Origin of the sequence: Pararhizobium sp. IMCC3301, from assembly GCF_030758315.1 — a bacterium.
GTDB lineage: Bacteria > Pseudomonadota > Alphaproteobacteria > Rhizobiales.
This window is the reverse complement of the sequence record NZ_CP132336.1, coordinates 1484126-1510343: the sequence shown is the minus strand read 5'-3', so window position 1 is coordinate 1510343 and position 26218 is coordinate 1484126. Positions and strand designations below refer to the sequence as shown.

Sequence of the window (26218 nt, the reverse complement as noted above, 5' to 3'; positions counted from 1 at the left end):
GGCAACAGGCGAAGCAGGCGATGGACACAGCAGTGACAGACAAAACAGCAGCACAGGCAAAACCAACTCCCGGCCCCGTACCAGCGGGAATCGAAGACAAGAAGCAGACCGCATCCGACTGGTTCCGCCAATTGCGCGACGATATCTGCGCCTCGTTTGAAGCGCTGGAAGACGCGTTGGAAGGTCCGCTGTCAGAGCGCGCACCCGGCCGCTTTGAACGCACCAAATGGGCGCGAACCGATCATAGCGGTGCCAAAGGCGGCGGCGGTGAAATGTCGCTGATGAGCGGACGCGTGTTCGAAAAGGTCGGGGTGCATATCTCCGCGGTTCATGGCGAGTTTGCACCGGAATTTCGCGGCCAGATACCGGGGGCTGATGCAGATCCGGCGTTCTGGGCGAGTGGAATTTCCCTCATCGCCCATCCGCAGAACCCCAATGTGCCGGCGGTGCACATGAACACCCGAATGGTGGTCACCTCAAAACAATGGTTTGGCGGCGGCGCCGATCTGACGCCGGTTCTGGAGGTAAGGCGCAGCCAGGACGACCCTGACACACAGGCCTTTCACGCGGCGATGCGCGCTCCCTGCGAGGCGCATGAAGTGGCGGATTATCCGCGCTACAAGGAGTGGTGCGACAGCTATTTCTATCTGCCGCACCGTCAGGAAATGCGCGGTGTCGGCGGTATTTTTTATGATTATCTGAATTCCGGCGACTGGGATGCGGATTTCGCCTTCACCCGCGATGTCGGTCGCGCTTTCCGCGATATCTATCCGCAACTGGTGCGCGCCAATATGCAGCAGAGCTGGGATGCTGCGGCGCGCGAGGAACAATTGATCCGCCGTGGCCGCTATGTGGAGTTCAACCTGCTCTATGACCGGGGCACGATTTTCGGGTTGAGAACCGGGGGGAATGTGGATTCAATCCTGTCCTCGATGCCTCCTGTGGTGAAATGGCCGTAGCGGTATTTCAGGACAAACAGAAGGGTTTGGGTGTCTTCCCGGCGGGAATGCCGTCAGGCGACGAGTTTCTTCTGTTTGGCAAACGGGCTCAGCCCCAGCCAGAGATGCATCGTTGAGGCGATGTCCCGCGAGCCAATCAGTTCCAGCTTGTCACTCTGGCTCTCAATTGTGCTCAACCCCATCCAGATAGCGGTCATCGTGCGAAGGTCTGTGGTGATGTAAAGATCAATCTCGAATCCGGGATCGGACCAGCACAGATCGACTTCACCATCGGGTTCAATGACAAGCCACCACTGGCTTTTCGAGACTGGAAGATCGGAATACAGAAACTGAACTACCGTGCGAGCTCTGGGCAATGGTGTGGGGTTGAGGTTTCGTCGCATGTCCCACATCAAAAGTGAGGGGTCCAGATTCTTCAGGGAAAGCGAGGATTCGATCCATTTCTGTCCCCACATTCCAAGGGCTTCGATAACCGGATACAAGTCCTTGCCCGCATTTGTGAGGTGATATTCGAAGACGCCCTTCTCGGAGCGCAGCGGTTTTCGTTCAAGAACTCCGGCCTCTTCAAGCTCCTTCAGTCGGGTCGACAACAACGCCGGAGACATCCTTGGGACGCCGCGTCGCAGATCGTTGAAACGGGTTGTCCCGACAACCATTTCGCGCAACAGGACCATGGTCCAGCGCGTGCACAATATTTCCGCGGCCATCGCGACCGGGCAGAATTGTTTATATCCAGCTTGTGCCATGCGATCCTCCAGGGTGTGGCCCCCACATTAGGTTTCCGCCTGGCGCGCGGCTAGTTCAGAAACTGAATCTTCCGGTTCAGTTTGGTGACTGGATGTGGAGCCTCAATGCGGCGCAGCTTCGATGGACGAACCCGGGAGATGGCTTCCGGGAAACCCAAGGAGAAATGCTGTGAGCGTCTTTCTAATAGCAGATATCAAGGTCACTGACGATGGCTGGGTTCCGGAATACGCCGCGAATGTTCATAATCTGATAGAGAAGCATGGTGGCAGATATCTGTCGCGTAGTGGCAATATCGAAACGCTGGAAGGGTCCGACAAGGACAGCACGCTGATCGCGATTATCGAATTTCCGACGCGGGCTGCGCTGCAGGGTATTCTGGAAGACCCCGAATATGCGCCATACGGCCAGGCCCGTCAGGCCGGCAGCGTAAGCAATTTTCACGTGATTGACGATACGGATATCGCCGGAGCGATCCCGTATCTGAAGGCGGGTTGAACGCAAAATCTGTTTGAAGAAAAGCCCGGAGGTTTGCTCCGGGCTTGGGTGTTTATAGTCTGAAACAATGAACTTGTGAGACCATCTGCATTGGCGAGCCGGTCGAGCTACGCCACGCCTTCCAGCTTGCGCGAGGCCTGCACCGAAGGGCGCTTTTTCATCCGTTCAAAATGCGCCTGGACGTTGGCAGGCACAGGCCAACCGGCGACTTCCACGGCCCAGTTTTCGACATAATAAAGCGCCGCATCGGCAATCGAGAAATCTCCAACCAGATAGTCCCGGTCCGCCAGTTGGGCATCGACCAGATCCAGTCCGGCAAGAACTGCCGATTTGCCGCGCTCGCGCAGTTGATCATGTTCGGCAGGGTTTTCGGAATACGCGTCCGGCCGGCGGAAAAGGCGCCAGGACAGCATGTGCAAGGTGCCAACCGCGAAATCCAGGGCTTCCAGCGTGCGTGCTATGCCTTCCGGGTCGGTGGGCAACAGCTTCTTGTCGGGATTGGTCATGGCCAGCCATGTTGCGATGGCTGCAAATTCGGTCAGAACCGAGCCATCATCACGCACCAGTGCCGGCACTTTACCCTTTGGATTCATCTTCTTGTATTCGGGTGTTTTCTGCTCGGCTTTCGAAAAATCGACGACCTTCACTTCATATGGTTTGCCGATTTCTTCAAGAATGACGTGAATGCCGATAGCACAGGTTTTCTTAGCGTAAAAAAGCGTGGTCATTGATGGTCTCCATTGGCCCGCATGCCGGACAATCCGGCGCGCCGGGCGGGAAGGTATGTGATTCAGCAGATATGAAACTGCTCTACCACACCTACCCGGCACGTCAACGTCCGGGCGCAATCGCCCACCCTCACAGGCTACGGAGATCTGGAAAGCTATTTGCCGACGCGCCCGGGAAGTTGGCACTGCCAGGGCCGGATGACGCAGAGGCGGTTCATTAAAATTTGATTCAAATTGCAACATCCGAATTTTCGAATGCGGGACAGCTTTATGTCAAATTGCGCCCGAAGATGATCGAACAATCAGGTGTAAAATTGAAAAATTCTTCCGCGACTGAATCCTCGGAGCCAAAGCCTGCGACCACGCGGCAGCGCCGCGCTGCGTCGCGTTTGGCGGACCCTCGAAACAGGGCAGGCCGGTCTGGCGGGCTGTGGACCACCATGGCCGGTCCCTTCCACAGATCAATCCATATCCGATTTCAATATGTATTCGGCGCTGCTATTTTTGGTCTGGTGTTCATGGCTCTGATTGCAGTCATTTCAAGCCGCACCCTGTTGAAGACCTATGAAGGCAGCGTGCAAGAGATGAGCCACGAGTTGTCGGCGATCGAACATCTGCAAACCTCGCTGCGCCAGGCCAATCAGCTGGTGTTTCTATATGCTTTTGAGGGTGATCAGTCGGCACTTGGGCGCTTCGATGCGATTGCTGAGGAAGTGCACACTCAACTCCACCTGCTGTCGCAAGCCGACGAACGGTTTCCATTGGTGAGTAAAAGCATTTCTGTGCCGGCCAGCCAGGGATTTACGACTGGGTGGCACGAGGCAGAAACGGCAGTGCGGGACGTTTTTCAGCGGACGCCGGGCACGGTGGAGATAATCAGCGCCGTGGCGCGGGTGGAAGCGTTGATTGAGCCGATTCACGACAAGTTTGCCGAATTCCGCAATCTCTCCTTGCTGGAAATGCAAACCCACCTGAACGAGGCTCAGTCGGCTGGTGTACAGGCCATACTCACTATTTTCGGCGGCATTTTTGCCGGGCTGGTTCTTCTGATTGTTCTGGGGATCGTCGTTGGGCGGTCCGTTCTTCAACCCATTGCGGAGTTGCAACTGGCGGCCGGCAAACTTGGCAGGAAAGACTTCTCGCACAGGGTCAATCTGGAAAACACCAGAGATGAGCTGGGACAACTCGGAAGAGCGTTCAATGTCGCGGCCACCGCTCTGCAGCGGCTTTACCGGGAGCTTGAACGGCGCTCAACGCATGATGGATTGACGGATGTGCTCAACCGGGCCGGTTTTGACGAGCGGTTGGCAGCGGAATGTGAAAGCGCTGTAGAGTTTGATCTGCCGCTGGCCTTGCTGCTGGTCGATGTCGACTTCTTTAAACAGGTGAATGACACTCACGGGCATCAGGTCGGTGACCGGGTCCTGCAGATCGTTGCCGGCCTGCTGGGCGAGACCATCAGGCCGGATGACGTCGTCGCCCGGTATGGCGGAGAAGAGTTTGCAATCATCCTTCCCGAAACAGATGAGCACAGCGCAATGGCGATTGCACAGCGGCTGCGCAGCAGCGTTGAGAATGCATCTATCAAGCAAGCGGACGGCGAGGACATCAGAGTGACCGTCAGTATCGGTTGTGTCAGCCATCAGGAACAAGGGATGTCACCGGAAGACTTCATCAAGAGTGCAGATGAAGCGCTTTACGAGGCGAAACAGACTGGACGGAACCGGGTTGTCTCGGAAGGTGATCGGCCAGAGCCGGATTATGCAAACTGGCACACTGATGCGGCCTGAAGGTGTCTTGAACGCGTCCTGAAACACAATCGCAGGATTTAATCCCGAGACGGTCTGACTTTGCAAAGCCGGGAGCAATTCTCCGGGCTTTGCAGCTTGATGAGTTTTGTGGGCAGTCTCAGGAAAAGAACTGTCCACCATTAGCGGAAATCGTCGATCCGGTGATGAAACCGGCATCATCGCTGGCCAGAAACACCACACAGCGGGCAATTTCTTCCGGCTCGCCCAGACGTCCGACGGGAATTTGCGGAATGATGCGCTTGTCCAGCACTTCCTGGGGGATGGCGCGGACCATTTCTGTGCCAATATAACCGGGGCAGATGGCGTTGACGGTAATCCCCTTGGCAGCGCCTTCCTGAGCCAATGCACGGGTAAAGCCGATATCGCCTGCCTTGGACGCAGAATAATTCACCTGGCCCATCTGACCCTTCTGGCCGTTGATCGATGAGATATTGATGACGCGGCCGAAGCCACGCTCGCGCATGCCTTCCCAGATCGGGCGGGTCATGTTGAAAAGACCGTTGAGATTGGTGTTGATGACGGCCTGCCACTGCTCATGTGACATTTTGTGGAACATGCCATCGCGGGTAATGCCAGCATTGTTGACAAGAACATCAATCGGCCCCAGATCCGCTTCAACCGTGTTGATGCCTTCAACACAGGAATCGTAATCGGACACATCCCATTTATAGACCGGGATGCCGGTTTTTTCCTTGAATTTACCGGCGGCATCATCATTGCCTGCATAGCATGCGGCCACTGTGTAGCCCGCCGCTTTCAGGGCGACGGAAATGGCGGCTCCGATGCCACGGCTTCCCCCGGTTACCAATGCTGTTTTACTCATATTCTTCCCCTCCTGATGCTTTGTTTTTTTGTATTATTGCGGGGTCCGGCCGGGGCCATTCCCGAATTGTAGTGGAACCGGGACGCGCTGCCCCGGCTCCGGTCGATGTCAGCGTTCGACAGTGAGAGCTACGCCCATGCCGCCGCCGATGCACAAGGTGGCAAGACCTTTTCTGGCGTCGCGTTTCTGCATTTCATGGAGCAGGGTCACCAGAATGCGGCAACCGGAAGCGCCGATCGGATGGCCGATGGCAATGGCGCCGCCATTGACATTCACAATTTTCGGGTCCCAGCCCATGTCCTTGTTGACGGCACAGGCCTGGGCGGCAAACGCCTCATTGGCTTCCACCAGATCCAGATCACCAACAGACCAGCCGGCACGTTCCAGTGCCTTGCGCGAGGCCGGGATCGGGCCACTGCCCATGATCGCCGGGTCAACGCCTGCAGTTGCCGAACTGGCAATGTGGGCCAGTGGCGTGAGGCCGCGCTTTTCGGCTTCCGCCGCGCTCATCAGCATGACGGCTGCCGCACCATCATTGAGGCCGGAAGCATTGGCGGCGGTGACCGTACCGTCCTTTTGAAATGCCGGGCGCACTTTGGTTACACTCTCCAGTGTTGCGCCGTGACGAATATATTCATCATCTTCGACAATGGTCTCGCCCTTGCGGGATTTCACAGTGAAGGGAATAATTTCGTCCTTGAATTTACCCGCCTTTTGCGCGGCTTCCGCCTTATTCTGCGAAGCAACTGCAAATTCATCCTGCTGGCTGCGGCTGATCTGCCATTTGCCGGCAACATTTTCTGCGGTGGTGCCCATGTGATAACCGTTAAAGGCGTCCCAGAGGCCGTCTTTGATCATGGTGTCGATCATGGTGTAGTCACCCATTTTGACGCCATTGCGCAAATGCTGCGCATGCGGCGACAGCGACATGTTTTCCTGACCGCCGGCAATGACAATGCTGGCATCACCAGATCTGATCTGCTGGGCACCCAGAGACACGGCACGCAATCCCGAACCGCAGACCTGATTGAGGCCCCATGCGGTGGTCTCATTTGGAAGGCCGGCATTGATCGACGCCTGGCGGGCCGGATTCTGGCCCTGGGCTGCCGTCAGAACCTGGCCGAGGATGACTTCGTTGATGTCTTCTGCACTCAGCCCGGCGCGGGACAGCAATCCCTGAATGACGGCGGCGCCCAGATCGTGGGCGGGGGTGTTAGCGAATGCACCACTGAATGATCCGACAGCAGTACGACCTGCGGCAACAATGACAATATCTTCTGATTTGGACATAAAGGCTCCCTTTTTAAACTCAACCTGTGTGTTGTTTCTACTATAGCGCTTTTCCGCTAAATGCTATCAACCCCTTTTTTGCAATTGCCGAAAGCATGGCAGAGCAGATGAGATTCTGCTTCGGAGTGCGGAATCGCACAAATGTGCGCCGTTGGACATGGTCTTTGCCGGCTCAATTGCAACAATCAACGAAAACTTGAGGGCCGTTTGTTGCAGATCGGACCGGGTGCGAAAAACCCAGGTTTGGCTCGCACGTGCAAAAAAGATGGATGTGCGCTGCAAAATTACATAGGGTGATTTAAAGATACGCCTATCGCCCGGCGTTGACCGCCGGGGCAGGTGTTTGCGACGAAAACAGGACGGGTCCGCCATGGCTAAAACCGACGAGCCGACGATCATCAAGAAATATGCCAATCGACGACTCTACAACACGGGTACTTCAACCTACGTGACACTGGAAGATCTTGCGGTCATGGTCAAAAAGGAAGAGGATTTCGTGGTTGTTGATGCCAAGTCCGGCGATGAGATAACCCGGTCCGTTCTGACCCAGATTATCTTCGACGAAGAGAACAAGGGCACCAATCTGCTGCCGATTTCGTTTCTGCGCCAGTTGATCCGGTTTTATGGTGATCAGATACAGGCGATTGTTCCCAGTTTTCTTGATGCCTCGATTTCCTCGCTGACCAGAGATCAGGACAAATTGCGCGAGCAGATGAGCGGCGGATTTGGAGTGCCCGGCTTTGAAATTGTGGAGGAACATACACGGCGCAACATGGAAATGTTCGAACAGGCGCTGAAAATGTTCAATCCGTTCGGTTTGCCGACAAAACCCGGCGGTTCTGCGGCATCGGCGGCAGAAGCACCAGCGGCCACCAAACAGGGCTCCGCACCCGGATCGGACGATCTGTCTGCATTGAAAGATCAAATTGCTGACATGCAACGCAAAGTCGAAGCCCTGTCTGTCAAAAAAAAATGACAGGGTAGCCTGACCCTCTTCAGGCAGAAGGTTTTGACCGGTTGAGGGGCGGCTGGATTTTTTTCACTCTGACCACTGGTCAAAAGCCATCCATATCTGTATAAGGCCGCATCTTAATTCCCGAATTTGCTGACTTCAGCTGGCTCGGTTGGGTTGTCCCGGCGGTGCGGTTATGATGTTTGCAGTACCAGACCCCTGTGTCCAGCCGTGAATTAGCCGGCTGGCGCGTTGATTGAATAATGGAAGGTTAGGCCAATGGCTGTACCAAAGAGTAAAATCTCCCGCATGAAACGCGGCTTTCGCCGTTCAGCGGACGCTTTGAAACAAAATGCATATGTCGAAGACAAGGATTCAGGCGAGTTGCGCCGTCCGCATCACATCGATCTGAAGACCGGCATGTATCGTGGTCGCCAGATTCTGGCCGCCAAGGACACCGCCTGATTTCGATTTCAGTTTCGTCTTGACAGATATTGCAAAAGGCCGGTTTTACCGGCCTTTTTTATATGGCAAAACTGTATATAAAGGAGTTGCTGAAGTGTTTTCAGCAAGTCCGACCGATCTGGAGGAACATGGCCGTGTTGAGCTTTCCGCTGATGTTAGTGCCTCTGGTGGTTTATAATCTGTTCGCGTTCGATCTTCTGGCAAATTATATGTCCGCGCGCTGGGACGCCGTGCTTTTCAGCCCGACGATGATTTCGGGCGCAGTTTTCGCTTTCACGCTGTCCGATCTGTTTATCGTGTCGGCACTGTTGCTGCTGTGTATCGAGGTTCTCAAGGCAACCCGCATCGGCAATTTATCAATTGTCGATCATATGCTGTCAATGGTGGTCTTTATCGCATTTCTGGTGGAGTTTCTGCTGGTTCGCGAGGCGGCAACGACGCTGTTTTTCATATTGATGGTGATTACCCTGATTGATGTGGTGGCCGGCTTTGCCATTTCGATCCGTTCGGCAACGCGCGATGTTGCTGTCGGTGGTTATTAGGGTGTTTCAATGATGGCCATGCAGGTTGGCTTCAGCCCGGGTCGGCGGTGAATTCGGCCGCTTCGATGCCGGCTACAGCGCAAATTTCATCATTGTCCGAGGTGTCGCCGGAAATGCCGACTGCGCCGATGATGTCGCCATCCTGATCGCGCACCAGCACACCGCCTGGCACAGGGATAATCCTGCCACCGGCAACACCATTCAAGCCTTCCAGAAAATGCGGTCGCTCGGCGGCCTGGGCGTTGAGCCATCGCGATCCGGCACCCACTGCCAGTGCGCCATAGGCTTTTCCGGCTGAAATCTGTGGCCGCAACATGGATGTTCCGTCCTGGGCCAGATAGGCGCGCAGATGGCCGCCTGCATCCAGAACCGAAATGCCAAGCGGTTTCAAACCAAGTTCAGAGGCTTTGGCAATGGCCGCATCGATCATGGTGCGTGCCTGCTGCATATTGATCTTCGTCATAAATTCTCCTTGCGCTCAGTGTTCCTGCAAACATGCCCGGATCGGGACGCATGTGGAAACTTATGCGTCACTGTCCTGCAGGTGCGACCTTTTTGCGCGGTATCCGCGCTGATCCGGGTCGTGTCCGCACAGGCTGGGACTTGTGCCAAAGAACCAGTTCTGTCAACACAATGTCAGAACAATGGCAGAAATTTTGGCACACTCCGTCTCCCGAGGATTTTAAAAATATGCGCAATTTCAGTCAGGCCGGGCGCTCGCCGGTTTACGCCGAAAACGGCATGGTCGCCACGTCTCACCCACTGGCCAGCGCCGCAGCGCTGGAGACGCTTAAATCCGGCGGCAATGCGGTTGATGCGGCGGTCACAGCTTCTGCGGTGCTGGCGGTGGTCGAGCCGCACATGACCGGTATTGGCGGTGACTGTTTCGCAATTGTGGCGCAGCCTGATGGCGTGTTGCACGGGTTTAACGGCTCGGGACGCAGCGCTGCGGGTGCTGAATTTGACTGGTATGCCGCGCAGGGCTGGAGCGAACTTGCCGACACGTCGCCCCATACAGTGACAGTCCCCGGCGCGATTGACGCCTGGGAACAATTGTTGTCCCGGCTCGGGCGCAAAGGTCTGGATGCAGCGCTGTTGCCGGCGATCAATTATGCGAAAAACGGTTTCCCTTTGGCGCCGCGAGTGGCTTTCGATCTGGCAGCGCTGACTGACAAGCTGAAACGAAACGAGGCAGCATCGCAGGCTTATCTGAACGCCGGCGCGGCGTATGCGGTGGGTGACCGCATCGTCTCGCCTGCTCTTGCTCAAAGCCTGGAAACAATTGCAGCCAAAGGCGGGCGGGCATTTTATGAAGGCGAAATCGCTGCCGATATTGCCACTACGGTGCAGGCTCTGGGCGGCTTTCTCGGCGAGGCGGATCTAGCCGCTCACAGGGGGTTTTTCAGCGCCCCGGTGTCAACCCAGTATCAGGGGCACGACATCTGTGAATTGCCGCCCAACGGTCAGGGCATTACAGCCTTGATCATCTTGAATATTCTCATGGCGCAGAGGCGCATCGCCGATCCGAAGTCGGCGGAACGCGTGCACAAGCAAATCGAGGCTGCCAAGCTTGGCTACAGTGTTCGCGACGCCTTCATCACCGATCCGGCCGCGATGACGAGCGCCGTCGCAGACCTGATCGATCCGGCCTATGGACGCCTTTTATCAGAACGAATCAGTTCGGCCGAAGTTCTGGACAAACCGGTCGTCGCGGTTCCCGGCGGAGATACGATTTATCTGAGCGTGGTTGACCGCGATGGCATGGCCTGCTCTTTGATCAATTCCCTGTATGGCGGATTTGGCAGCGGCATCATGACGCAAAATACCGGCATCATGCTGCAAAATCGTGGCGGGTGTTTCTCGCTGGAGGCAGGGCATCCCAATGCAATCGGTCCCGGCAAGCTGCCACTGCATACCATCATCCCCGGCATGGCCATGAAAGCGGGCAAACCATCGATCAGCTTTGGTGTGATGGGGGGGCATTATCAGGCCTGCGGGCACGCTCATGTGTTGCAGAATATGCTGGATTACGGTCTTGATCCGCAAGCTGCGCTGGATTTCCCACGCGCCTTCTGGGACGCAACTGGTGCGCTGGCACTGGAAGAGGGCTGGTCTCAGGCGGTTGCCAAGGCTCTGGCGGACAAAGGCCACCGGATTGTGCGCTCGGGGAAACCCCTGGGCGGCGGTCAGATCATAGTGATCGATCAGGAACGCGGTGTTCTTATCGGCGGATCAGACCCGCGCAAGGATGGTCTGGCGATCGGTTATTAGGCCCGGGGCAGGTAATTCCAGGGCATCGAACTGTATCAATCGGCTGAAATATCCGTCTGAAGCGGTTACGAGAAGATATTTTGATGAGTGAATCGTCGCAAATCGACGAATCTCGGGCGCGCGGGCGTTGACGTTTTGACGCTGCTGCGGGATATAACCCTCACACTGGGTGGTCTTGCGCGCTGTTGTTTCAAACAAAGCGCAGATCGCGTATAAAGATGTGAATCGACGCACCGCAGCGAATATTGCGGCGCGGCTTTGCTGCAAAGGATAAGGCCTTGTCGGATACGGCTCTTCAACACGAATCTTCAGCCTCCGGGGATGATGGCAATCGTCGGGATTTTCTTTACGTTGCAACCGGCGCATTTGGCGTTGTAGCGGCGGGTGCTGCTATCTGGCCTCTGGTGGATCAGATGAACCCGGATGCCTCGGCGCTGGCACTGGCGTCCACAGAAGTGGATATAGGTGCCGTCGAACTGGGCCAGAGCATCACCATCAAATGGCGTGGCAAGCCGATTTTCATCCGCAACCGCACAGATGCCGAAGTGGAAGCTGCCAAAGCGGTTCCCATGGATCAGTTGAAGGATCCGGCGCAGGACGTGGAACGTGCTGTTCCGGGCCGTGAAAACCTGTTGGTGATGATTGGCATCTGCACGCATCTTGGTTGCGTGCCGCTTGGAGATGCCGGCGATTTCGGTGGCTGGTTCTGCCCTTGTCACGGATCTCACTACGACACTGCCGGCCGCATTCGCAAAGGTCCGGCACCGCTGAATCTTGTCATCCCACCTTATGAATTCATGTCCGAAACGAAGCTCCGCATTGGCTAAGCGCTTTCATCGGTTTTTGAGAAATACGGAGACTTCGCAATGAGTGGACCTTCCTCCTACGATCCCCAGAATGGTGCGATGAAGTGGCTCGACAAACGTCTGCCGCTGCCGCGCCTGATGCACGATTCCTTCGTGTCCTATCCGGTGCCGCGCAATCTGAATTATTCCTATACATTTGGTGGCATGCTGTCGATCATGCTGGTGATTCAGATTATCACCGGCGTGGTACTGGCGATGCACTATATTGCCAGCACGGACGTTGCGTTCAACTCGGTTGAGAGCATCATGCGCAACGTGAATTATGGCTGGCTGCTGCGCTATGTGCATACCAACGGCGCGTCGATGTTCTTTGTTGCGGTCTATGTGCATATTTTCCGGGGACTGTATTACGGGTCCTACAAGGAGCCACGTGAAGTTCTGTGGATTCTCGGAGTTGTCATCTTCCTGCTGATGATGGCGACAGCGTTCATGGGATATGTGCTGCCCTGGGGACAGATGTCATTCTGGGGTGCGACTGTCATTACCAATCTTTTCTCTGCCATTCCTCTGGTCGGCGAAAGCGTTGTGACCTGGCTTTGGGGCGGGTTCTCGGTGGATCAGCCCACCTTGAACCGCTTCTTCTCGCTGCATTATCTTCTGCCATTCATGATTGTCGGTGTGGTTATCCTGCATGTCTGGGCGCTTCATGTTACCGGGCAGACCAACCCGACCGGCGTTGAAGTGAAACAGAAAAGCGACACGTTGCCGTTCACACCCTATGCCACCATCAAGGATGCTTTCGCCCTGGTGGTTTTCTTCGTGATCTTTGCCTGGTTCGTGTTCTATCTGCCGAACTATCTGGGTCATCCGGACAATTACATTCCGGCCAATCCGCTGGTGACGCCGGCCCACATTGTGCCTGAATGGTACTTCCTGCCATTCTACGCCATTCTGCGCGCCGTGCCTGACAAGCTGGGCGGTGTTGTGCTGATGTTCGGCTCAATTGCAGTGCTGTTTGTTCTGCCATGGCTCGATACATCGAAGGTGCGCTCAGCCTCTTTCCGACCAGCATATAGAGTGTTCTTCTGGCTGTTTGTGATTGTTGCCATCTTGCTTGGCTGGCTTGGTTCAAAGCCTGCTGAAGGCGGCTACGTGCTTGCGGCGCGGATATGCACTGCCTACTATTTCGCACATTTCCTCATCCTGATGCCGCTGCTGGGGATGTTTGAGAAAACCAAACCGCTGCCAAGTTCGATTACCGAATCGGTGCTGGGTGATGGCTCCGGAAAAGGTGGCTCCGGATTGCCGACCGGCGCTGCTGCATCGCCCGAGACCAAAGGTTGATCGGGGTCAGGTAATGAGGTTCAAGGACAACACAATGACGACTTTCCTTACGAAAACAATTGCTGCAGCCGTCATTCTCGGCATGGCATTTACCGGAGCAGCGACTGCTGAAGAAAAACAGCTTGAGGAACAGGATTGGAGTTTTGCCGGGCCGTTCGGCAAATTTGACCAGGCGCAACTGCAGCGCGGATTTCAGATTTACACCGAAAACTGCGCATCCTGCCACAGTCTGAACCTGGTATCTTTCCGCAACTTGATGCAATCCGGCGGACCGGGCTTCTCGGAAGCTGAGGTGCGGGCCATTGCCGCTGAAGTTTCAGTGATGGATGGCCCTGATGCGGATGGGGAAATGTTTGATCGTCCGGGCCGGCTGTCCGACCGGTTCCCTTCACCCTGGGCCAATGACGAACAGGCGCGTGCGTCAAACAATGGTGCTTTGCCACCCGATTTTTCGGTGCTTGCAAAAGCCCGCGGAGTGACACGCGGATTTCCGACCTTCGTATTTGATATTTTTACCCAATATCAGGAATCCGGGCCCGATTATATTTACAATCTGCTGACCGGTTATGAAGAGGATGTGCCGGAAGATATCGAAATGGGTTCGGGCATGTATTACAATCCGGTTTTCAAATCGGGTGTCCAGATTGCCATGGCACCGCCGCTTAGCGATGAACAGCATGAATTCTCCGATGGCTCGCCGGAAACCCAGGAACAGTATGCACGGGATGTTACATCCTTCATGATGTGGGCAGCGGAGCCGCATCTGGTTGAGCGCAAGACCATGGGGTTCCGGGTGATTATCTTCCTTCTGATTTTCGCCGGATTGCTGTATTTCTCCAAACGCAAAGTGTGGGCCGGTACAAAGCATTGATTGTGTTTTGCTGACCGATTCAGACATGCAGGCATGAACGATAAAAAAGAGTCCCTAAGGGGGCTCTTTTCGTTTATGGACAATGCTTTATCAGCGCCATCTGGAGCTCAAGAATATGTCTGATTCCGCTACGGGCCATCCAAAGCTGCTGGCTGCCATCCGCTCCATTCCCGACTATCCCAAGCCGGGTATCATGTTCCGCGATATCACCACATTACTGTCCGATGCGCGTGCCTTCCGCAAAGCTATTGACGAGTTGGTTCAGCCTTTCGCAGGCGAAAAAATAGATCAGGTCGCCGGGATCGAGGCACGTGGTTTCATTCTCGGTGGAGCTGTTGCTCATCAATTGTCATCGGGCTTCGTGCCGATCCGCAAAAAGGGTAAGCTGCCTCATGAAACGGTCAGCATCGCTTACTCGCTGGAATACGGTCTTGACGAGATGGAAATTCACAAGGACGCGGTGAAAGCCGGTGAAAAAGTTATTCTGGTGGATGATCTGATCGCAACGGGAGGTACTGCTGAAGGGGCGATCAAACTGTTGCAAGGGCTGGGTGCAAATGTAGTGGCAGCGTGCTTCATTGTTGATCTGCCGGACCTTGGCGGTGCCGATAAAATCAGAGCGCTGGACGTCCCGGTTCAGGCGTTGGTGTCCTATCCCGGGCATTAGAGCGGTTTACGATCAAACCTATTTCAGGAGTGCGGTGGTGCGATCTGCAATGTCTCGCTTAACGTGTCGAGAATTTCTGCCAGTTTTCTGTCGACTTCGTGCAGATAACGGGTCCAGTCGTCATAGTGGTCCAGATCTTCCCGTCCATCGGAAATTCCGCGCAGGCCAAGCAGTGGCAGATTGAACATCTTGCAGGCCCGCAACACCGCAAATGTCTCCATATCCACCATATCGGCATCAATTTGATCATAGGCTGCGCCGGAAACGACATTGCCCCCGGTGGACAGGCGCGCTTCTGCTACACCCTTAATGCGGGCTGGCAGCAGCACTTCTACCGCATGATCGACAAATGGCGTGACGCCCTTTTCAAAGCCGAGCGGGGAGGCATCCATGTCCCGGTAAGAAACCGAAACAGCCTGATAGATTTCCGTCTGCTCCAGGCGGGCGGACCCGGCCGAGCCGAGAGAAATGACCAGATCCGGCAGCGCATTGCAGGCGGCAAGGCCGCAGAGAATACGGGTGGTGTTGATGGCAGCCTCCACCGGGCCGACGCCAATGAACTGCGGATCTATGCGGGTTTTCAGAGCCTCGCCATATTCCGCCGGGGCGGCCATCAGAAACAGGATATCTTTGCCGAAATCCGTCTTTGTCGGCTGTTGATGGCTCATGGCGCGCGCGCCTCAGGTGTTGAACTTGAACAGCATCACATCGCCATCATGGGCGACATAATCCTTGCCTTCATCCCGGGCCTTGCCGGCTTCCTTGGCGCCGCTTTCGCCGCCAAGCGCCACATAATCATCATAGGCAATGGTCTGGGCGCGGATGAAACCGCGTTCAAAATCGGTATGAATAACGCCGGCAGCCTGCGGAGCCCTTGTGCCTCTGGTGATGGTCCAGGCCCGGGTTTCCTTGGGGCCGACAGTGAAGAAGGTGATGAGATCCAGCAACTGATAGCCGGCGCGGATGAGGCGGTCGAGACCGGGTTCTTCAAGCCCCATGCTTTCCAGATATTCAGCGGCTTCGGCTGCATCCAGCTGGGCGATCTCGGCCTCGATATTCGCCGAAATGACGACGGATTGCGTGCCTTCGCGTTGCGCCATCTGCGCGACCGCATCTGAATAGGCATTGCCCTTGTCGGCATCTTCTTCCAGCACGTTGCAGACATAAAGAACCGGTTTGGACGTGAGCAGGTTCAGCCCCTTGAATGCTTTATCGTCGTCGCGGTCGACATCCAGCATTCTGGCGGGTTTTCCATCTGTCAAAAGCGCGATTGCGCCCTCGACCAGCGGCAGCAACTGCCTGGCTTCCTTGTCATTGCCAGTGGCACGCTTGCGCAGATTGACGATGCGTTTTTCAAGGCTTTCCAGATCGGCCAGCATCAGTTCCGTCTCGACGGTTTCGGCATCTGCAACAGGATCAATGCGGCCATCCACATGGGTGATGTCCTCATCTTCAAAACAGCGCAGAACATGGGCGATAGCGTCGACTTCGCGAATGTTTGCAAGGAACTGGTTGCCAAGGCCTTCACCCTTTGAGGCGCCCCGCACAAGGCCTGCAATATCAACAAAGGTCAGCCGTGTTGCAATGATGTTGGCGGATTTTCCGGCAGTCGCCAGGATGCCCAGCCGGGTGTCGGGAACCGCAACATCGCCGGTATTTGGCTCGATGGTACAGAAGGGGTAATTGGCCGCCTGTGCCGCTGCCGTCCTGGTCAATGCATTGAACAGGGTGGATTTTCCGACATTCGGCAAGCCGACGATCCCGCATTTGAAACCCATAGGGTCAGTCCTTTCTGGTTTTGGGCAGGAGCGCTTTCAGAGCAGCTGCCATGGGCCCAACAGGTTTTTTTCCGGCATTCGTTCCGGTTTTTTTAACCAAAGCTGCAGCTTCGGTGGTCGCCTTGCTGGATTTTTTCTGAGCTGATTTCAGCCGGTCAGGTCTTTCGGTTTCCGGCTTTTGCCGCAGGACCAATTCATTCAAGAATCCGGCTGAACCGTCTTTCAGCAGTGTCGGCACCGCATCGGCGATGCTGCCGATCAGCAATTCCAGCCACTCCGCATCGGCTTTCGCAAAATCCGACAACACATAGCGGGACACCAGATTCTTGTGGCCGGGGTGGCCAATGCCGATACGTACGCGCTGATACTCGTTTCCTATATGGGCATCAATTGATCTGATGCCGTTATGGCCACCGGCACCACCGCCGGTCTTGACCCGGACCTTGGCTGGAGCCAGATCGAGTTCGTCGTAAAACACAATGAGATCATCGAGCGGTATCTTGAAATAACGCATTGCTTCGCCAACGGAGCGGCCGGATTCATTCATGTAGGTCGCCGGTTTCAGCAAAGTGGCTTTTTCGTCATTCAAAGTGCCGGTTGCAACCCACCCCTGAAAACGATCCCGCCACGGCGTGAAGCCGTGGCGGGACTGAATTTCGTCGACCGTGTGAAAGCCGATATTATGCCGGTTGCGGGCATATTGCAGTCCGGGGTTTCCCAGTCCAACGAGAAGTTTCATGGGTCGACCCGTTCGGCTTGTCTCGGTTTACTCTTCGGTGCTGTCGCCGTCTTCTGCAGCAGCGTCTTCGCTTTCGCCTTCGGCTGCTTCTTCAGCTGCCGCAGCTTCAGCTTCCTCGTCTTCTTCACTCTTAAGCGAAGCCGGCGCCGCGATCGTGGCGATCGTGAAATCACGATCGGTGATGGTGGGAACAACGCCCGGCGGAAGCTTGATTGCAGAAATATGCAGGCCATCGCCGATATCAAGACCGGTCAGATCACCTTCGAGGAATTCAGGAACCGCATTGCCCGGAACATCGCATTCCACTTCGTGGCGCACAATGTTCAGCACGCCGCCGCGTTCCAGACCCGGTGCAGCCTCTTCATTGATGAAGTGGACAGGCACGTTAACGGTCAGGATACTGCCCTTGCCAACGCGCAGAAAGTCGACATGGATGACGAAATCCTTGACAGGATCGCGTTGCACATCCTTGGCGATGACCGAATGGGTCTTGCCATCGACATCAAGGTTGATAACGCGGGCCATGAAGCTGTCGCTGTTGGCAGCAAGGGCTGTTTCTTTGGCAGGCAGGGCGATAGACAGTGGTGGTTTTTTGTCGCCATAAATGACGCCAGGTACAAGACCTTCACGACGCGTTGCCCGAGCGGCCCCCTTGCCAACTCGTTCCCGCGCCACCGCTTTGAGTTCATCACTCATTGGGAGCACTCCGATTTTCTCTGATGAGGGCGGGCCGCGTGATATGTGTTGCGAAAACCGCCCAGGTTATGCGGTCCCTCCAAGGGTGTGACCGCGTGGGGTGGCTTTTAGGTGACAGATGACAGAAACGCAAGGGGTTTATGGTGCTTTTGCCAGCACAGGCTGTTGTAATTTCCGCTCAGTCAAACAGGCTGGAAACCGATTTTTCCAGACTAGTCCGCGAGATCGCTTCACCGATCAGTGTCGAAATCGGTATGGCGCGGATATTGGAGGCTGATTCCACCGCACCGGTCGGCTGAATGGAATCGGTGATCACCAGTTCCTTCAGCTTGGAGGCGGTCACCCTGGCCACGGCACCTCCCGACAAAACCCCATGGGTTATATAGGCTCTGACCGAGGTTGCCCCCTGGTCAAGCAGCGCATCTGCGGCGTTGCACAATGTGCCGCCGGAATCGACAATGTCGTCGACCAGAATGCAGTCATGGCCTTCCACATCGCCGATAATGTTCATAACTTCCGACTCGCCTGGACGGTCACGCCGTTTGTCGACGATGGACAAAGGCGCATCGACGCGTTTTGCCACTGCGCGTGCCCGGACCACACCACCGACATCCGGTGAGACCACCATGATTTTCTCGCCGGGCATGCGTGCTTTGATGTCCCTGGCAAACAGGGGGGCGGAAAACAGATTGTCAGTGGGAATGTCAAAAAAGCCCTGAATCTGGCCGGCATGCAGATCCAGCGTCAAAACGCGGTCTGCGCCAGCTTCGGTGATCAGATTGGCCACCAGCTTTGCGGAAATCGGGGTTCTGGCCGAGGGTTTGCGATCCTGACGGGCGTAGCCGAAATAGGGCACCACCGCGGTGATGCGCCTGGCTGAGGAGCGGCGCGCCGCATCCATCAGTATAAGCAGTTCCATCAGATGGTCATTGGCCGGGTAGCTTGTCGATTGAAGGACGAAAACATCCTCGCCGCGAATGTTTTCCTGAATCTCGACGAAAATTTCCTGATCGGCAAAGCGCCGGACAGAACAATGTGCAAGTGGAATATCCAGATACGCCGCCACCGACTTTGCGAGGGCAGGATTGGAATTACCGGCAATAAGTTTCATTGGAAAGCATCCTGGGGCGTGGCCGAGATCGCGTATGGCGCTGCTTCTAACAAGCTGCAGCGCCCGGTGTAAAGCTGCCAAAAGGGCTAATTCAATGGTTTTGGCGGAATATGCAGGCAGATCGCCCACTACTTGAACGGGACGATGTTCCGATCATCAGGTCTGGGGCGACCCAACTGGTTGTTGAGCCAGGAAATTATCGCCTCCATTGACTGAACAGCCAGAATATCGAGCGCCTCGGAATCGATGCTGCTCCAGCTGGCACGGGCATTGGGTGCCAGCACCTGTCCGCTGATGCGGTGCGGCGGCGACCCGTTATTTGCGCTGATGTCCCAGATATAGACAATCACAGCACCAAGGGAATTGGAAGCCAGCGACAGATAACCGCGCACCAGGTGGCTTTGGGTCGAATCTCCATTGGGGACCAGAAACATATTGCGCCGGAAGGCGGTGCGGCGCAGAGATTCCGACAGCCGGGATTCAATATCCGGTGGAATGCCGTCAATCGGTGCAAATCCGAGCCGTGCCAAAGAAGCCAGGCCAGAGGCGCGTATGGTCGGCGCACCATCAATCGGCGCAATCTCTTCGCGGGTCACCGGCGGGTCATAGACCTGACCCTGGGCTTCGGTCTCGGCTTTATCCAGATTTTCTTCAATCGTACCAAGACAGGCGCTCAGGATGAGGCAGAGCAGCGCAACCAGAATTGCGCGGAATGGCAAGGGCACGAGATTCATCCCGGCCTACTAGCTCTTCACGGTTACAAGTTCAATCGGCAGGCGCGACAGGGGTTCCGGAGACCCCTCGGTAGTCAGATAGGTGCGGCCGAGCGTCATGGCGGTCTCGGTTTCACTGTCCATGATGATGATGTGCAGGAACAGGCTCATATTGGGCCGAATCTGGAAGGGATTCTTGCGGTAGAACATCGGTGTGTCCATCCACGATGGCGCAAAGCGGGCACCGAGTGAATAGCCGCAGGCATTGAGGCGGTGAGCGTGAAGGCCGCGTTCATCCAGAACACTGGCATGGGCTTCAAACACTTCGCCAAATGTATGGCCGGGCGTCATCAGTTCTTCGCAGGCCTGAAGTGCGGTCTGGGCAGCGTCGAACAGTTCGATATGACGCGGTGTCGGCTCCCCCAGGATGACTGTGCGCATTAATGCGCTGTGGTAATTTTTCGAGGTTCCGGCAAACTCCAGAGTTATCTGATCCTGTTCTTCCAGCGTGCGGCGCCCGGATTTGGTCCTGCACAACAGGGCATCCTTGCCCGACCCGATGATGAAGCCATTACCCGGATAACTGCCTCCGGCAGCGAATACCGAACCCTGCATGGCGGCCAGAATATCGGCGTCATTGGCTCCTGGCCGGATGACCGCAAGCCCCGCTTCAAAGGCATCATCGGCCATCTCCGCAGCTTCACGGATATAGGCGATCTCGGCAAAGCTCTTTTGCACGCGCAGGGCCGGAATGAGGGTCGATGCATCGGTCAGATTGCCGAAGCTTTTCAGCTTGTCGTCAATCTGTCGGCCATAAAAGGCGGTCAGTCCCTGGGTATCATATTCAACGCCGATATTGTTGCCGAGCATATCCAGATTGTCCATCAGATCGCGCAACTGATTGACCGGCCCGGCTTCTCCCCAATCCATCCAGACATGGATATCTTCAATGATGGACGTATGTCTGGCCTGGCGCAGATCCGGCATCCGCGTCAACAGGGACATCTCGCCGTTGGAGCGCACGATAAGACACTGGAAAAAACAAAATCCAAATGAGTCAAATCCGGTCAGCCAGTACATGCTTTCCTGGGAAAACAGCAGCATCGCATCCAGATTGTTTTCTTCCATTACCGCCAGCAAACGCTCGCGTCGATGATCATATTCCTCGCGGGAAAAATGCAGGGTCATGAGCTTTCTCGCTGTTGATCAGGTGATTGAAATTGCAGCCAATTGGCGGCCGTAATCCGGCTCTTTGCGGTGTGTTGTCCGGCGATAGCTGAAAAACGCCGTCTCCTCAAGATAGGTACATTGACCGGTCCATTCGGCGTTGGCAAGTCCGCAGCCGCGTAATCTGTTGACGATATAGGACGGAAGATCGAACTGAAAGTGTCCTTCGCGCGCGCCTTCGGTGAAACAAGCCGCATTGGAAGGGTCATGGTTCAAGAATGTCTCTTTGAACTCGGCACCGACTTCATAGGAGACCCGGGAAATCGCAGGTCCCAGCACCGCTGTAATGCGGTTGCGCCGGGCGCCGAGACCTTCCATCTGCGCAATCGTGCTTTCCAGCACGCCGCCAAGGGCACCTTTCCAGCCGGCGTGGGCCGCGCCAATAACGCCGCCTTCCGCGTCAGCAAACAGAACCGGACCGCAATCGGCAGATCCCACAGCCAACACTATTCCTGGCGTTGCCGTGACCACAGCATCGCATTTTTCAGGGGTCTCTGCCGGCCATGGCCCGGTGACAGCAACGCAGCGGCTGCTGTGAATCTGATAGGGCGTGATGAGCGGCACGTCCGAGTTGACAAGCGTGCGCGTCAGCAAGCGGCGATTATGCAGGACGTTTTCCCGCACATCGTCCGATCCCACCCCGCAATTCAAAGTGCTGTAGATGCCGCTAGAAACACCGCCCTTTCGGCCGAAGAAACCATGACGGATGCCCGGCCCGCCAAGGGCTGGATGGGTCGTGAACGGAACGGGTGCGAATGGCTTGTTCATGGCGACAAGTGACCGGATTGATGGAATAAAATCAAGCAGGATTATGAAATCCGGGCAGGGAAACTTCAAAACTGCTTGCTGCAAGCACCTTGAACAGGACACCCATTTCATCCGGTGAAACCAACCGGTTGACATCCTGTTGCAGCGTCTCGCGGGCCTCCTGATCGCGCTCCGCGCCCAAATGAGCCGCCCGCTGCACGAGGCCGAGATCAAGCAGAAAGTCCATCTGGCTGACCGGCCCACAGACATGCATGCCCTGTGAGCGGAACCCGTTTGCCAATGCGGTAAAATCCACCAGTGCGGTCAAATCCGCCTGACCTGGCTGGTCCAGCGGGTCAACCGGCTGATGCCGGACAAGAGCCTGAAAGGTTGCGCCGGTCCTGGGTTGAACAAAGCCATAATCAATCAGCAGTGCGGCCCCGCCATGTGCCGAGAGTTGCTTTGCCATTGCCGTCGCCATGTCGTTGCGCTGGGGAGACAGTTCGAACACCGTGCCTGGGGGGAGTTTTTCGGTCTGGGCAATGCGGACCGACTGGCTGGTTGGCAAATCTGCGAAGGCCAGCTGACCCTGGCTGCCTGCCACTATGTGGCGCTCGGCAAGGCCATCTGCAGTTTTGACCAGAATATGCACCGGTAAAGCATCGAAAAATTCATTTGCCACAATGAGAGTAGGCAAGGCGCTGTCCTGCAGTTCATCATGCCAGTGGATCGGGCAGGGGGCATGCATCAGGGTGCTTTGCTGGGCAGCTTTCAACACCGGGCTGATGTCGATCATCTCAACTTCAAGGCCCCGCAGCAGCGCGGGTTGCAGCGCCAGACTGCGCAGGCAGTCGGCCATCAGGGTGCCACGGCCCGGGCCGAATTCAACGAGCCGGGTCCGTGGCGGGCTGCCCAGAGCCTTCCAGGCTGACACAAGCCAGACGCCGATCAACTCGCCAAACATCTGGCTGATTTCCGGCGCCGTGGTAAAGTCGCCTTCTGCGCCAAACGGATCGCGGCGCATATAATAGCCGGCTTCCGGATCTCCCAGGCACAGGCTCATGTAACGTGGCAACGGCATTGGCCCGGTCAGCGCAATGTCTTCCAGAATGCGGTTTTTCAGGTCCGGCATCTGTCCCTACTGGTCAAAGCGTTCGCTTGCGCGATCCGGCAATATACCACAGTCCGATAACGATCATCGGCAGAGACAACAGCATACCCATGGTCAAGCCGCCGCTGAGAAATCCAATCTGGGCGTCGGGTTCGCGGAAAAATTCAACAATGAAGCGTGACACGCCGTATCCCGCCGCGAAGGTTCCGGCAATCAGGCCCGGCCTTTTGAAAGCATCAAACCGGTGCGCCAGTATCCATAATACTGTAAACAGAACGATGCCTTCCAGGGCGGCCTCGTATAACTGGCTGGGATGGCGTGGCTCGGGACCGGCGCCAGGAAACACCATGGCCCAAGGAACGTCGCTCGGGCGGCCCCACAATTCGGCGTTTATGAAGTTCGCAAGGCGGCCAAAAAACAGGCCGAATGGTGTGCACAGGGCACTGATATCGAGCAGCGACAACAGGCGTATTCCGCGGCGCCGGGCGAACAGAATAACCGCCAGGACAGAGCCTATGAAACCGCCGTGAAAGGACATGCCGCCCTGCCACAGTTTCAAAGCCTCGAGCGGGTTTTGCAGATAGACGTCAAAATTGTAGAACAGCACATAGCCGATGCGGCCGCCCAGAATGATGCCGAACGTTATCCACAACACGAAATCATCAACATCCTCAGGGGTCATCGCTGGCGAGCCCGGTGCCCAGAGGGCTTCCTTCGACACCAGCCGCCGGGCGTACCACCAGCCCAATAAAATGCCGGCAATATAGCCGAGCGCATACCATCTGATTGCAAGTGGGCCGATTTCGATCAGCACCGGGTCGATCATCGGGAAAGGCAGGACAAAAGTGGGCACGATTCAGCCAGTTCTGTTGCGGGTTTCATAGCTCTCAGGGCGCGGCTTATGACAAATCAGAAGTTTTGTCACCTTATCTTGAGTTTAGATTTGGAACACCGCATATAGAGGCAATAGCAAAGGAATAACCCATGACCAAACCATCTGGACGTCTGTTTGACGAAATTGCGAAACTGGCAACCGATGCAGCCGGTGTTGCACAGGGAATGCGGCGCGAAGTTGAAACGGCAGTGAAAGGCCAGTTTGAGCGCTTGTTATCTGACATGGATCTGGTGCAGCGCGAAGATTTCGAGGCGGTGCGCGATATGGCGGCCAAAGCCCGTGATGAAAACGACGCTTTGCGGGCGGATTTGAATGCGCTGCGCGAGGAAATGCAGAGCTCGAAAAGCAGCCGCCGCCCGGCTGCCCGCAAAACTGCGGCGAAAAAGCCGGCGGGCAGCTGATCAAGCCCTGTGATCGCAAGGCGTTTACGCCCGATTCGTCCACAGGAAACGGCCGGTCCCGGTATAAATGGTGTCGTCACAGGCTAACCACACTATATAGTGGGTTGAGAGGCGATTCTTGACCCTCACGTAATAGTAAGCAGCAGCGGGAGTATCCCATGAGCATGCTCGATGTCGAATTGGACCGCGACGCTAATCCGGTGGACTTCATAGAGCAACTGGCCGGCCTTAATGATTGGGTGTTTGAACGCTCAGGTGAAGATGAAATCACCATCACGGTTGTGGGCAGCTGGTGCGATTATCATGTGTCTTTTTCCTGGATGGAAGAGGTTGAAGCGCTGCATCTGGCCTGTGCTTTCGATGCCAAGGTTTCTGACAAACACCGCAACGAGATTATCCGTCTTCTCGCTCTCGTCAATGAACAGCTCTGGATGGGGCATTTTGACCTTTGGGCCGAGGAGGGTGTCGTGATGTTCCGCCAGGCGCTGCTTCTGTCCGGGGGTGCCGAGCCGACCCAGCAGCAGTTGGAGGCTTTGCTGTCCGGCGCAGTAGAGGCGTGTGAGCGCTACTATCAGGCTTTCCAGTTTATACTGTGGGCCGGTAAATCTGCACCCGACGCGCTGGCCGGAACCCTGTTTGAAACTGTTGGTGAGGCTTAAACTGGCTGATGTTTGCATTGACCCGTTTGACGATCAAAACTTATACCAATAGCCAACAGATGTGAAACCCCACCCAAATATTCCAGTCAAACCAAGAAGCGAGCCGAGCCGTTATGAGTGTCAATGTTAGCAAAGAGCGTCCACTGGTCCTGGTGGGAGCTGGCAAGATGGGCGGAGCGATGCTGCAGGGCTGGCTTGCAAAGGGTCTGCCGGATGGTGCCGTCCACGTCATTGATCCTGGTCTCGACGCAGCGCAGAGCGAGGCATTGCGCGGTCAGGGCGTTTCCGTCCATGGCGTGCCGGATGAGGTGCCAACCCCGGCGCTGCTGATGCTGGCAATCAAGCCGCAAATGATGGGAAAAGTGTTGCCGGGTCTGGCAGCGTTTGCAGCGCGTCCCGACGCTGCGGACATGATTGTCCTGTCCGTCGCTGCGGGAACCACCATCGAGACATTGTCCAGCACCTTCGGCAGCGATGCGCTGGTAATCCGCGCCATGCCCAACACGCCGGCTCTGGTCGGGCGTGGTGTCACAGCATTGTTTCCCGCACATCCGCTGTCTGACGAGCGCAAAAGCTTTATCGCCGATCTGATGGCAGCAATCGGGACAGTTGTCTGGGTTGACAGCGAAGCTGCGATCAATGCGGTCACAGCGGTTTCAGGAAGTGGTCCGGCCTATGTATTTCATCTGGTGGAAGCGATGGCGGCAGCCGGCCGAAAACTGGGTCTGCCCGACGATGTGGCGATGATTCTGGCGCGTGAAACCGTGTCCGGTGCTGGAGAATTGCTGCATCAATCCTCAGACAGCGCCGAAACATTGCGGGTGAATGTGACCTCGCCGAAAGGCACCACTGCCGCTGGTCTGGACGTGCTGATGGCGGAAGACGGGTTGCCTGCGCTGATCGAAAAGACAATTCGGGCGGCGCACCGCCGTGCAATCAAATTGGGTATGGAGAGCTGAGCGCAGGCCAGTTTTAAAAATCCGCCGCGGCAATGAGTGAATGGGAACGGCAGAATGCAGCGTAAGGACGAGATCAGTTTTGATGATTTTCTCAAGGTCGATATTCGCACAGGAACCATCATCGAAGCTGAACCCTATCCAGAAGCGCGTAAACCATCGATCAAAATGAAGATCGATTTTGGCGATATCATCGGCATCAAAAAGTCATCCGCGCAGATCACGGTTCATTATACAGCGCAGACGCTGGTCGGCCGCCGGGTGCTGGCCGTGGTCAATTTTCCACCACGCCAGATTGGCAAGTTCATGTCTGAAGTTCTGACCCTCGGATTTGAGGATGAAGCCGGCGCGATCGTGCTTGCCTCGGTGGACAGGGACGACGTGCATAATGGTCAGCCATTGATGTAGTGACGC

31 protein-coding genes are annotated in these 26218 nt (G+C 56.0%); 15 read left to right on the top strand and 16 right to left on the bottom strand.

From position 1 onward, the window contains the following. Positions 1-32 precede the first annotated feature (32 nt). Positions 33-959, top strand: coding sequence for an oxygen-dependent coproporphyrinogen oxidase (hemF, locus tag RAL88_RS07270; RefSeq protein WP_306268320.1), 927 nt, complete (start codon positions 33-35; stop codon positions 957-959). Positions 960-1012: 53 nt separating this feature from the next. On the opposite strand, the gene RAL88_RS07265 is transcribed toward hemF, so the two are convergent. Next, positions 1013-1705: a helix-turn-helix domain-containing protein gene (locus tag RAL88_RS07265; RefSeq protein WP_306268319.1), complete on the bottom strand. Its 693-nt coding sequence runs from the start codon at positions 1703-1705 to the stop codon at positions 1013-1015. Positions 1706-1874: 169 nt separating this feature from the next. Between RAL88_RS07265 and RAL88_RS07260 the strand changes: the two genes are divergently transcribed. Continuing rightward, positions 1875-2201 carry a DUF1330 domain-containing protein gene (locus RAL88_RS07260; RefSeq protein ID WP_306268318.1) on the top strand — a complete coding sequence of 109 codons (327 nt, stop codon included), beginning with the start codon at positions 1875-1877 and terminating at the stop codon, positions 2199-2201. Between the two features lie 107 nt (positions 2202-2308). Here RAL88_RS07260 and RAL88_RS07255 read toward each other — a convergent pair whose 3' ends face one another. Next, positions 2309-2929: a glutathione S-transferase family protein gene (locus tag RAL88_RS07255; protein ID WP_306268317.1), complete on the bottom strand. Its 621-nt coding sequence runs from the start codon at positions 2927-2929 to the stop codon at positions 2309-2311. Positions 2930-3243: 314 nt separating this feature from the next. On the opposite strand from RAL88_RS07255, the gene RAL88_RS07250 reads away from it, so the two are divergent. Then, positions 3244-4719 carry a diguanylate cyclase gene (locus RAL88_RS07250; protein WP_306268316.1) on the top strand — a complete coding sequence of 492 codons (1476 nt, stop codon included), beginning with the start codon at positions 3244-3246 and terminating at the stop codon, positions 4717-4719. A 118-nt stretch (positions 4720-4837) separates the two neighbouring features. Here the strand turns inward: RAL88_RS07250 and RAL88_RS07245 are convergent, their stop codons facing one another. Both RAL88_RS07245 and RAL88_RS07240 read right to left on the bottom strand, forming a co-directional pair. After that, entirely contained in the window at positions 4838-5563 is a 726-nt protein-coding gene (locus RAL88_RS07245) for a beta-ketoacyl-ACP reductase (protein WP_306268315.1), read from the bottom strand. A 108-nt stretch (positions 5564-5671) separates the two neighbouring features. Beyond that, complete coding sequence (locus tag RAL88_RS07240) at positions 5672-6853, bottom strand: acetyl-CoA C-acetyltransferase (RefSeq protein WP_306268314.1); 1182 nt, start codon at positions 6851-6853, stop codon at positions 5672-5674. A 370-nt stretch (positions 6854-7223) separates the two neighbouring features. Here RAL88_RS07240 and phaR point away from each other — a divergent pair, with 370 nt between their 5' ends. From phaR to RAL88_RS07225, 3 genes are all read left to right on the top strand, one after another. Beyond that, positions 7224-7829 carry a polyhydroxyalkanoate synthesis repressor PhaR gene (gene phaR, locus RAL88_RS07235; protein ID WP_306268313.1) on the top strand — a complete coding sequence of 202 codons (606 nt, stop codon included), beginning with the start codon at positions 7224-7226 and terminating at the stop codon, positions 7827-7829. 255 nt (positions 7830-8084) lie between these two features. Further along, the gene (gene rpmF / locus RAL88_RS07230) at positions 8085-8270 is read left to right on the top strand and encodes a 50S ribosomal protein L32 (RefSeq protein WP_306268312.1); all 186 of its coding nucleotides are present in this window, start codon (positions 8085-8087) and stop codon (positions 8268-8270) included. Between the two features lie 128 nt (positions 8271-8398). Next, positions 8399-8812 (top strand): hypothetical protein, encoded by a 414-nt coding sequence (locus RAL88_RS07225; protein ID WP_306268311.1) that lies wholly within the window; start codon positions 8399-8401, stop codon positions 8810-8812. Between the two features lie 31 nt (positions 8813-8843). Here RAL88_RS07225 and RAL88_RS07220 read toward each other — a convergent pair whose 3' ends face one another. Further along, entirely contained in the window at positions 8844-9275 is a 432-nt protein-coding gene (locus RAL88_RS07220; RefSeq protein WP_306268310.1) for a heme-binding protein, read from the bottom strand. 227 nt (positions 9276-9502) lie between these two features. Between RAL88_RS07220 and ggt the strand changes: the two genes are divergently transcribed. Then, entirely contained in the window at positions 9503-11083 is a 1581-nt protein-coding gene (gene ggt / locus RAL88_RS07215; RefSeq protein ID WP_306268309.1) for a gamma-glutamyltransferase, read from the top strand. Here ggt and RAL88_RS07210 read toward each other — a convergent pair. Then, a complete protein-coding gene (locus tag RAL88_RS07210) occupies positions 11045-11350 on the bottom strand; it encodes a hypothetical protein (RefSeq protein WP_306268308.1) in 306 nt (101 codons plus the stop codon). The two genes, ggt and RAL88_RS07210, sit on opposite strands and share 39 nt — an antisense overlap. A gap of 11 nt (positions 11351-11361) precedes the next feature. On the opposite strand from RAL88_RS07210, the gene petA reads away from it, so the two are divergent. The 4 genes from petA to RAL88_RS07190 all read left to right on the top strand — a co-directional run bounded on the left by petA (position 11362) and on the right by RAL88_RS07190 (position 14771). Beyond that, a complete protein-coding gene (gene petA, locus RAL88_RS07205) occupies positions 11362-11910 on the top strand; it encodes a ubiquinol-cytochrome c reductase iron-sulfur subunit (protein ID WP_306268307.1) in 549 nt (182 codons plus the stop codon). 39 nt (positions 11911-11949) lie between these two features. After that, complete coding sequence (locus RAL88_RS07200; protein ID WP_306268306.1) at positions 11950-13233, top strand: cytochrome b/b6; 1284 nt, start codon at positions 11950-11952, stop codon at positions 13231-13233. A gap of 34 nt (positions 13234-13267) precedes the next feature. Beyond that, positions 13268-14104 carry a cytochrome c1 gene (locus tag RAL88_RS07195; protein WP_306268305.1) on the top strand — a complete coding sequence of 279 codons (837 nt, stop codon included), beginning with the start codon at positions 13268-13270 and terminating at the stop codon, positions 14102-14104. A gap of 115 nt (positions 14105-14219) precedes the next feature. Further along, entirely contained in the window at positions 14220-14771 is a 552-nt protein-coding gene (locus tag RAL88_RS07190) for an adenine phosphoribosyltransferase (RefSeq protein ID WP_306268304.1), read from the top strand. 23 nt (positions 14772-14794) lie between these two features. On the opposite strand, the gene RAL88_RS07185 is transcribed toward RAL88_RS07190, so the two are convergent. The 10 genes from RAL88_RS07185 to lgt all read right to left on the bottom strand — a co-directional run bounded on the left by RAL88_RS07185 (position 14795) and on the right by lgt (position 23746). After that, on the bottom strand, positions 14795-15439 hold the full coding sequence (locus tag RAL88_RS07185) for a 5'-methylthioadenosine/S-adenosylhomocysteine nucleosidase (protein ID WP_306268303.1): 645 nt from the start codon (positions 15437-15439) through the stop codon (positions 14795-14797). Between the two features lie 12 nt (positions 15440-15451). After that, positions 15452-16549, bottom strand: a complete 1098-nt coding sequence (ychF, locus tag RAL88_RS07180) for a redox-regulated ATPase YchF (RefSeq protein WP_306268302.1) — start codon at positions 16547-16549, stop codon at positions 15452-15454. 4 nt (positions 16550-16553) lie between these two features. After that, positions 16554-17288, bottom strand: a complete 735-nt coding sequence (pth, locus tag RAL88_RS07175) for an aminoacyl-tRNA hydrolase (RefSeq protein WP_306268301.1) — start codon at positions 17286-17288, stop codon at positions 16554-16556. A gap of 27 nt (positions 17289-17315) precedes the next feature. Continuing rightward, positions 17316-17984 carry a 50S ribosomal protein L25/general stress protein Ctc gene (locus RAL88_RS07170; RefSeq protein WP_306268300.1) on the bottom strand — a complete coding sequence of 223 codons (669 nt, stop codon included), beginning with the start codon at positions 17982-17984 and terminating at the stop codon, positions 17316-17318. Positions 17985-18162: 178 nt separating this feature from the next. After that, positions 18163-19095: a ribose-phosphate pyrophosphokinase gene (locus RAL88_RS07165; RefSeq protein WP_306268299.1), complete on the bottom strand. Its 933-nt coding sequence runs from the start codon at positions 19093-19095 to the stop codon at positions 18163-18165. Positions 19096-19223: 128 nt separating this feature from the next. Continuing rightward, entirely contained in the window at positions 19224-19829 is a 606-nt protein-coding gene (locus RAL88_RS07160) for a hypothetical protein (RefSeq protein ID WP_306268298.1), read from the bottom strand. Between the two features lie 9 nt (positions 19830-19838). Next, positions 19839-20996, bottom strand: a complete 1158-nt coding sequence (locus RAL88_RS07155; RefSeq protein ID WP_306268297.1) for a Xaa-Pro peptidase family protein — start codon at positions 20994-20996, stop codon at positions 19839-19841. An 18-nt stretch (positions 20997-21014) separates the two neighbouring features. Continuing rightward, positions 21015-21803: a peptidoglycan editing factor PgeF gene (pgeF, locus tag RAL88_RS07150; RefSeq protein WP_306268296.1), complete on the bottom strand. Its 789-nt coding sequence runs from the start codon at positions 21801-21803 to the stop codon at positions 21015-21017. A gap of 31 nt (positions 21804-21834) precedes the next feature. After that, positions 21835-22914 carry a class I SAM-dependent methyltransferase gene (locus RAL88_RS07145; protein WP_306268295.1) on the bottom strand — a complete coding sequence of 360 codons (1080 nt, stop codon included), beginning with the start codon at positions 22912-22914 and terminating at the stop codon, positions 21835-21837. A 13-nt stretch (positions 22915-22927) separates the two neighbouring features. Further along, the gene (gene lgt / locus RAL88_RS07140; protein ID WP_306268294.1) at positions 22928-23746 is read right to left on the bottom strand and encodes a prolipoprotein diacylglyceryl transferase; all 819 of its coding nucleotides are present in this window, start codon (positions 23744-23746) and stop codon (positions 22928-22930) included. A gap of 131 nt (positions 23747-23877) precedes the next feature. On the opposite strand from lgt, the gene RAL88_RS07135 reads away from it, so the two are divergent. From RAL88_RS07135 to RAL88_RS07120, 4 genes are all read left to right on the top strand, one after another. Then, a complete protein-coding gene (locus tag RAL88_RS07135; RefSeq protein ID WP_306268293.1) occupies positions 23878-24189 on the top strand; it encodes an accessory factor UbiK family protein in 312 nt (103 codons plus the stop codon). A 158-nt stretch (positions 24190-24347) separates the two neighbouring features. Next, positions 24348-24848 carry a YbjN domain-containing protein gene (locus RAL88_RS07130; RefSeq protein WP_306268292.1) on the top strand — a complete coding sequence of 167 codons (501 nt, stop codon included), beginning with the start codon at positions 24348-24350 and terminating at the stop codon, positions 24846-24848. Between the two features lie 113 nt (positions 24849-24961). Then, a complete protein-coding gene (proC, locus tag RAL88_RS07125) occupies positions 24962-25807 on the top strand; it encodes a pyrroline-5-carboxylate reductase (protein ID WP_306268291.1) in 846 nt (281 codons plus the stop codon). A gap of 54 nt (positions 25808-25861) precedes the next feature. Continuing rightward, complete coding sequence (locus RAL88_RS07120) at positions 25862-26212, top strand: tRNA-binding protein (RefSeq protein WP_306268290.1); 351 nt, start codon at positions 25862-25864, stop codon at positions 26210-26212. Positions 26213-26218 lie beyond the last annotated feature (6 nt).

Bases quoted from the DNA above. Each gene is read 5' to 3' on its own strand.
- rpmF (WP_306268312.1), top strand. From the start codon at position 8,085: ATGGCTGTACCAAAGAGTAAAATCTCCCGCATGAAACGCGGCTTTCGC.
- RAL88_RS07200 (WP_306268306.1), top strand. From the start codon at position 11,950: ATGAGTGGACCTTCCTCCTACGATCCCCAGAATGGTGCGATGAAGTGG.
- RAL88_RS07170 (WP_306268300.1), bottom strand. From the start codon at position 17,984: ATGAGTGATGAACTCAAAGCGGTGGCGCGGGAACGAGTTGGCAAGGGG.
- RAL88_RS07265 (WP_306268319.1), bottom strand. From the start codon at position 1,705: ATGGCACAAGCTGGATATAAACAATTCTGCCCGGTCGCGATGGCCGCG.
- RAL88_RS07165 (WP_306268299.1), bottom strand. From the start codon at position 19,095: ATGAAACTTATTGCCGGTAATTCCAATCCTGCCCTCGCAAAGTCGGTG.
- RAL88_RS07255 (WP_306268317.1), bottom strand. From the start codon at position 2,929: ATGACCACGCTTTTTTACGCTAAGAAAACCTGTGCTATCGGCATTCAC.
- pth (WP_306268301.1), bottom strand. From the start codon at position 17,288: ATGAAACTTCTCGTTGGACTGGGAAACCCCGGACTGCAATATGCCCGC.
- RAL88_RS07120 (WP_306268290.1), top strand. From the start codon at position 25,862: ATGCAGCGTAAGGACGAGATCAGTTTTGATGATTTTCTCAAGGTCGAT.
- RAL88_RS07145 (WP_306268295.1), bottom strand. From the start codon at position 22,914: ATGCCGGACCTGAAAAACCGCATTCTGGAAGACATTGCGCTGACCGGG.
- ggt (WP_306268309.1), top strand. From the start codon at position 9,503: ATGCGCAATTTCAGTCAGGCCGGGCGCTCGCCGGTTTACGCCGAAAAC.
- RAL88_RS07160 (WP_306268298.1), bottom strand. From the start codon at position 19,829: ATGAATCTCGTGCCCTTGCCATTCCGCGCAATTCTGGTTGCGCTGCTC.
- RAL88_RS07195 (WP_306268305.1), top strand. From the start codon at position 13,268: ATGACGACTTTCCTTACGAAAACAATTGCTGCAGCCGTCATTCTCGGC.
- RAL88_RS07130 (WP_306268292.1), top strand. From the start codon at position 24,348: ATGAGCATGCTCGATGTCGAATTGGACCGCGACGCTAATCCGGTGGAC.
- ychF (WP_306268302.1), bottom strand. From the start codon at position 16,549: ATGGGTTTCAAATGCGGGATCGTCGGCTTGCCGAATGTCGGAAAATCC.
- RAL88_RS07225 (WP_306268311.1), top strand. From the start codon at position 8,399: ATGGCCGTGTTGAGCTTTCCGCTGATGTTAGTGCCTCTGGTGGTTTAT.
- proC (WP_306268291.1), top strand. From the start codon at position 24,962: ATGAGTGTCAATGTTAGCAAAGAGCGTCCACTGGTCCTGGTGGGAGCT.
- RAL88_RS07240 (WP_306268314.1), bottom strand. From the start codon at position 6,853: ATGTCCAAATCAGAAGATATTGTCATTGTTGCCGCAGGTCGTACTGCT.
- RAL88_RS07135 (WP_306268293.1), top strand. From the start codon at position 23,878: ATGACCAAACCATCTGGACGTCTGTTTGACGAAATTGCGAAACTGGCA.
- RAL88_RS07220 (WP_306268310.1), bottom strand. From the start codon at position 9,275: ATGACGAAGATCAATATGCAGCAGGCACGCACCATGATCGATGCGGCC.
- phaR (WP_306268313.1), top strand. From the start codon at position 7,224: ATGGCTAAAACCGACGAGCCGACGATCATCAAGAAATATGCCAATCGA.
- RAL88_RS07245 (WP_306268315.1), bottom strand. From the start codon at position 5,563: ATGAGTAAAACAGCATTGGTAACCGGGGGAAGCCGTGGCATCGGAGCC.
- RAL88_RS07185 (WP_306268303.1), bottom strand. From the start codon at position 15,439: ATGAGCCATCAACAGCCGACAAAGACGGATTTCGGCAAAGATATCCTG.
- RAL88_RS07190 (WP_306268304.1), top strand. From the start codon at position 14,220: ATGTCTGATTCCGCTACGGGCCATCCAAAGCTGCTGGCTGCCATCCGC.
- pgeF (WP_306268296.1), bottom strand. From the start codon at position 21,803: ATGAACAAGCCATTCGCACCCGTTCCGTTCACGACCCATCCAGCCCTT.
- RAL88_RS07155 (WP_306268297.1), bottom strand. From the start codon at position 20,996: ATGACCCTGCATTTTTCCCGCGAGGAATATGATCATCGACGCGAGCGT.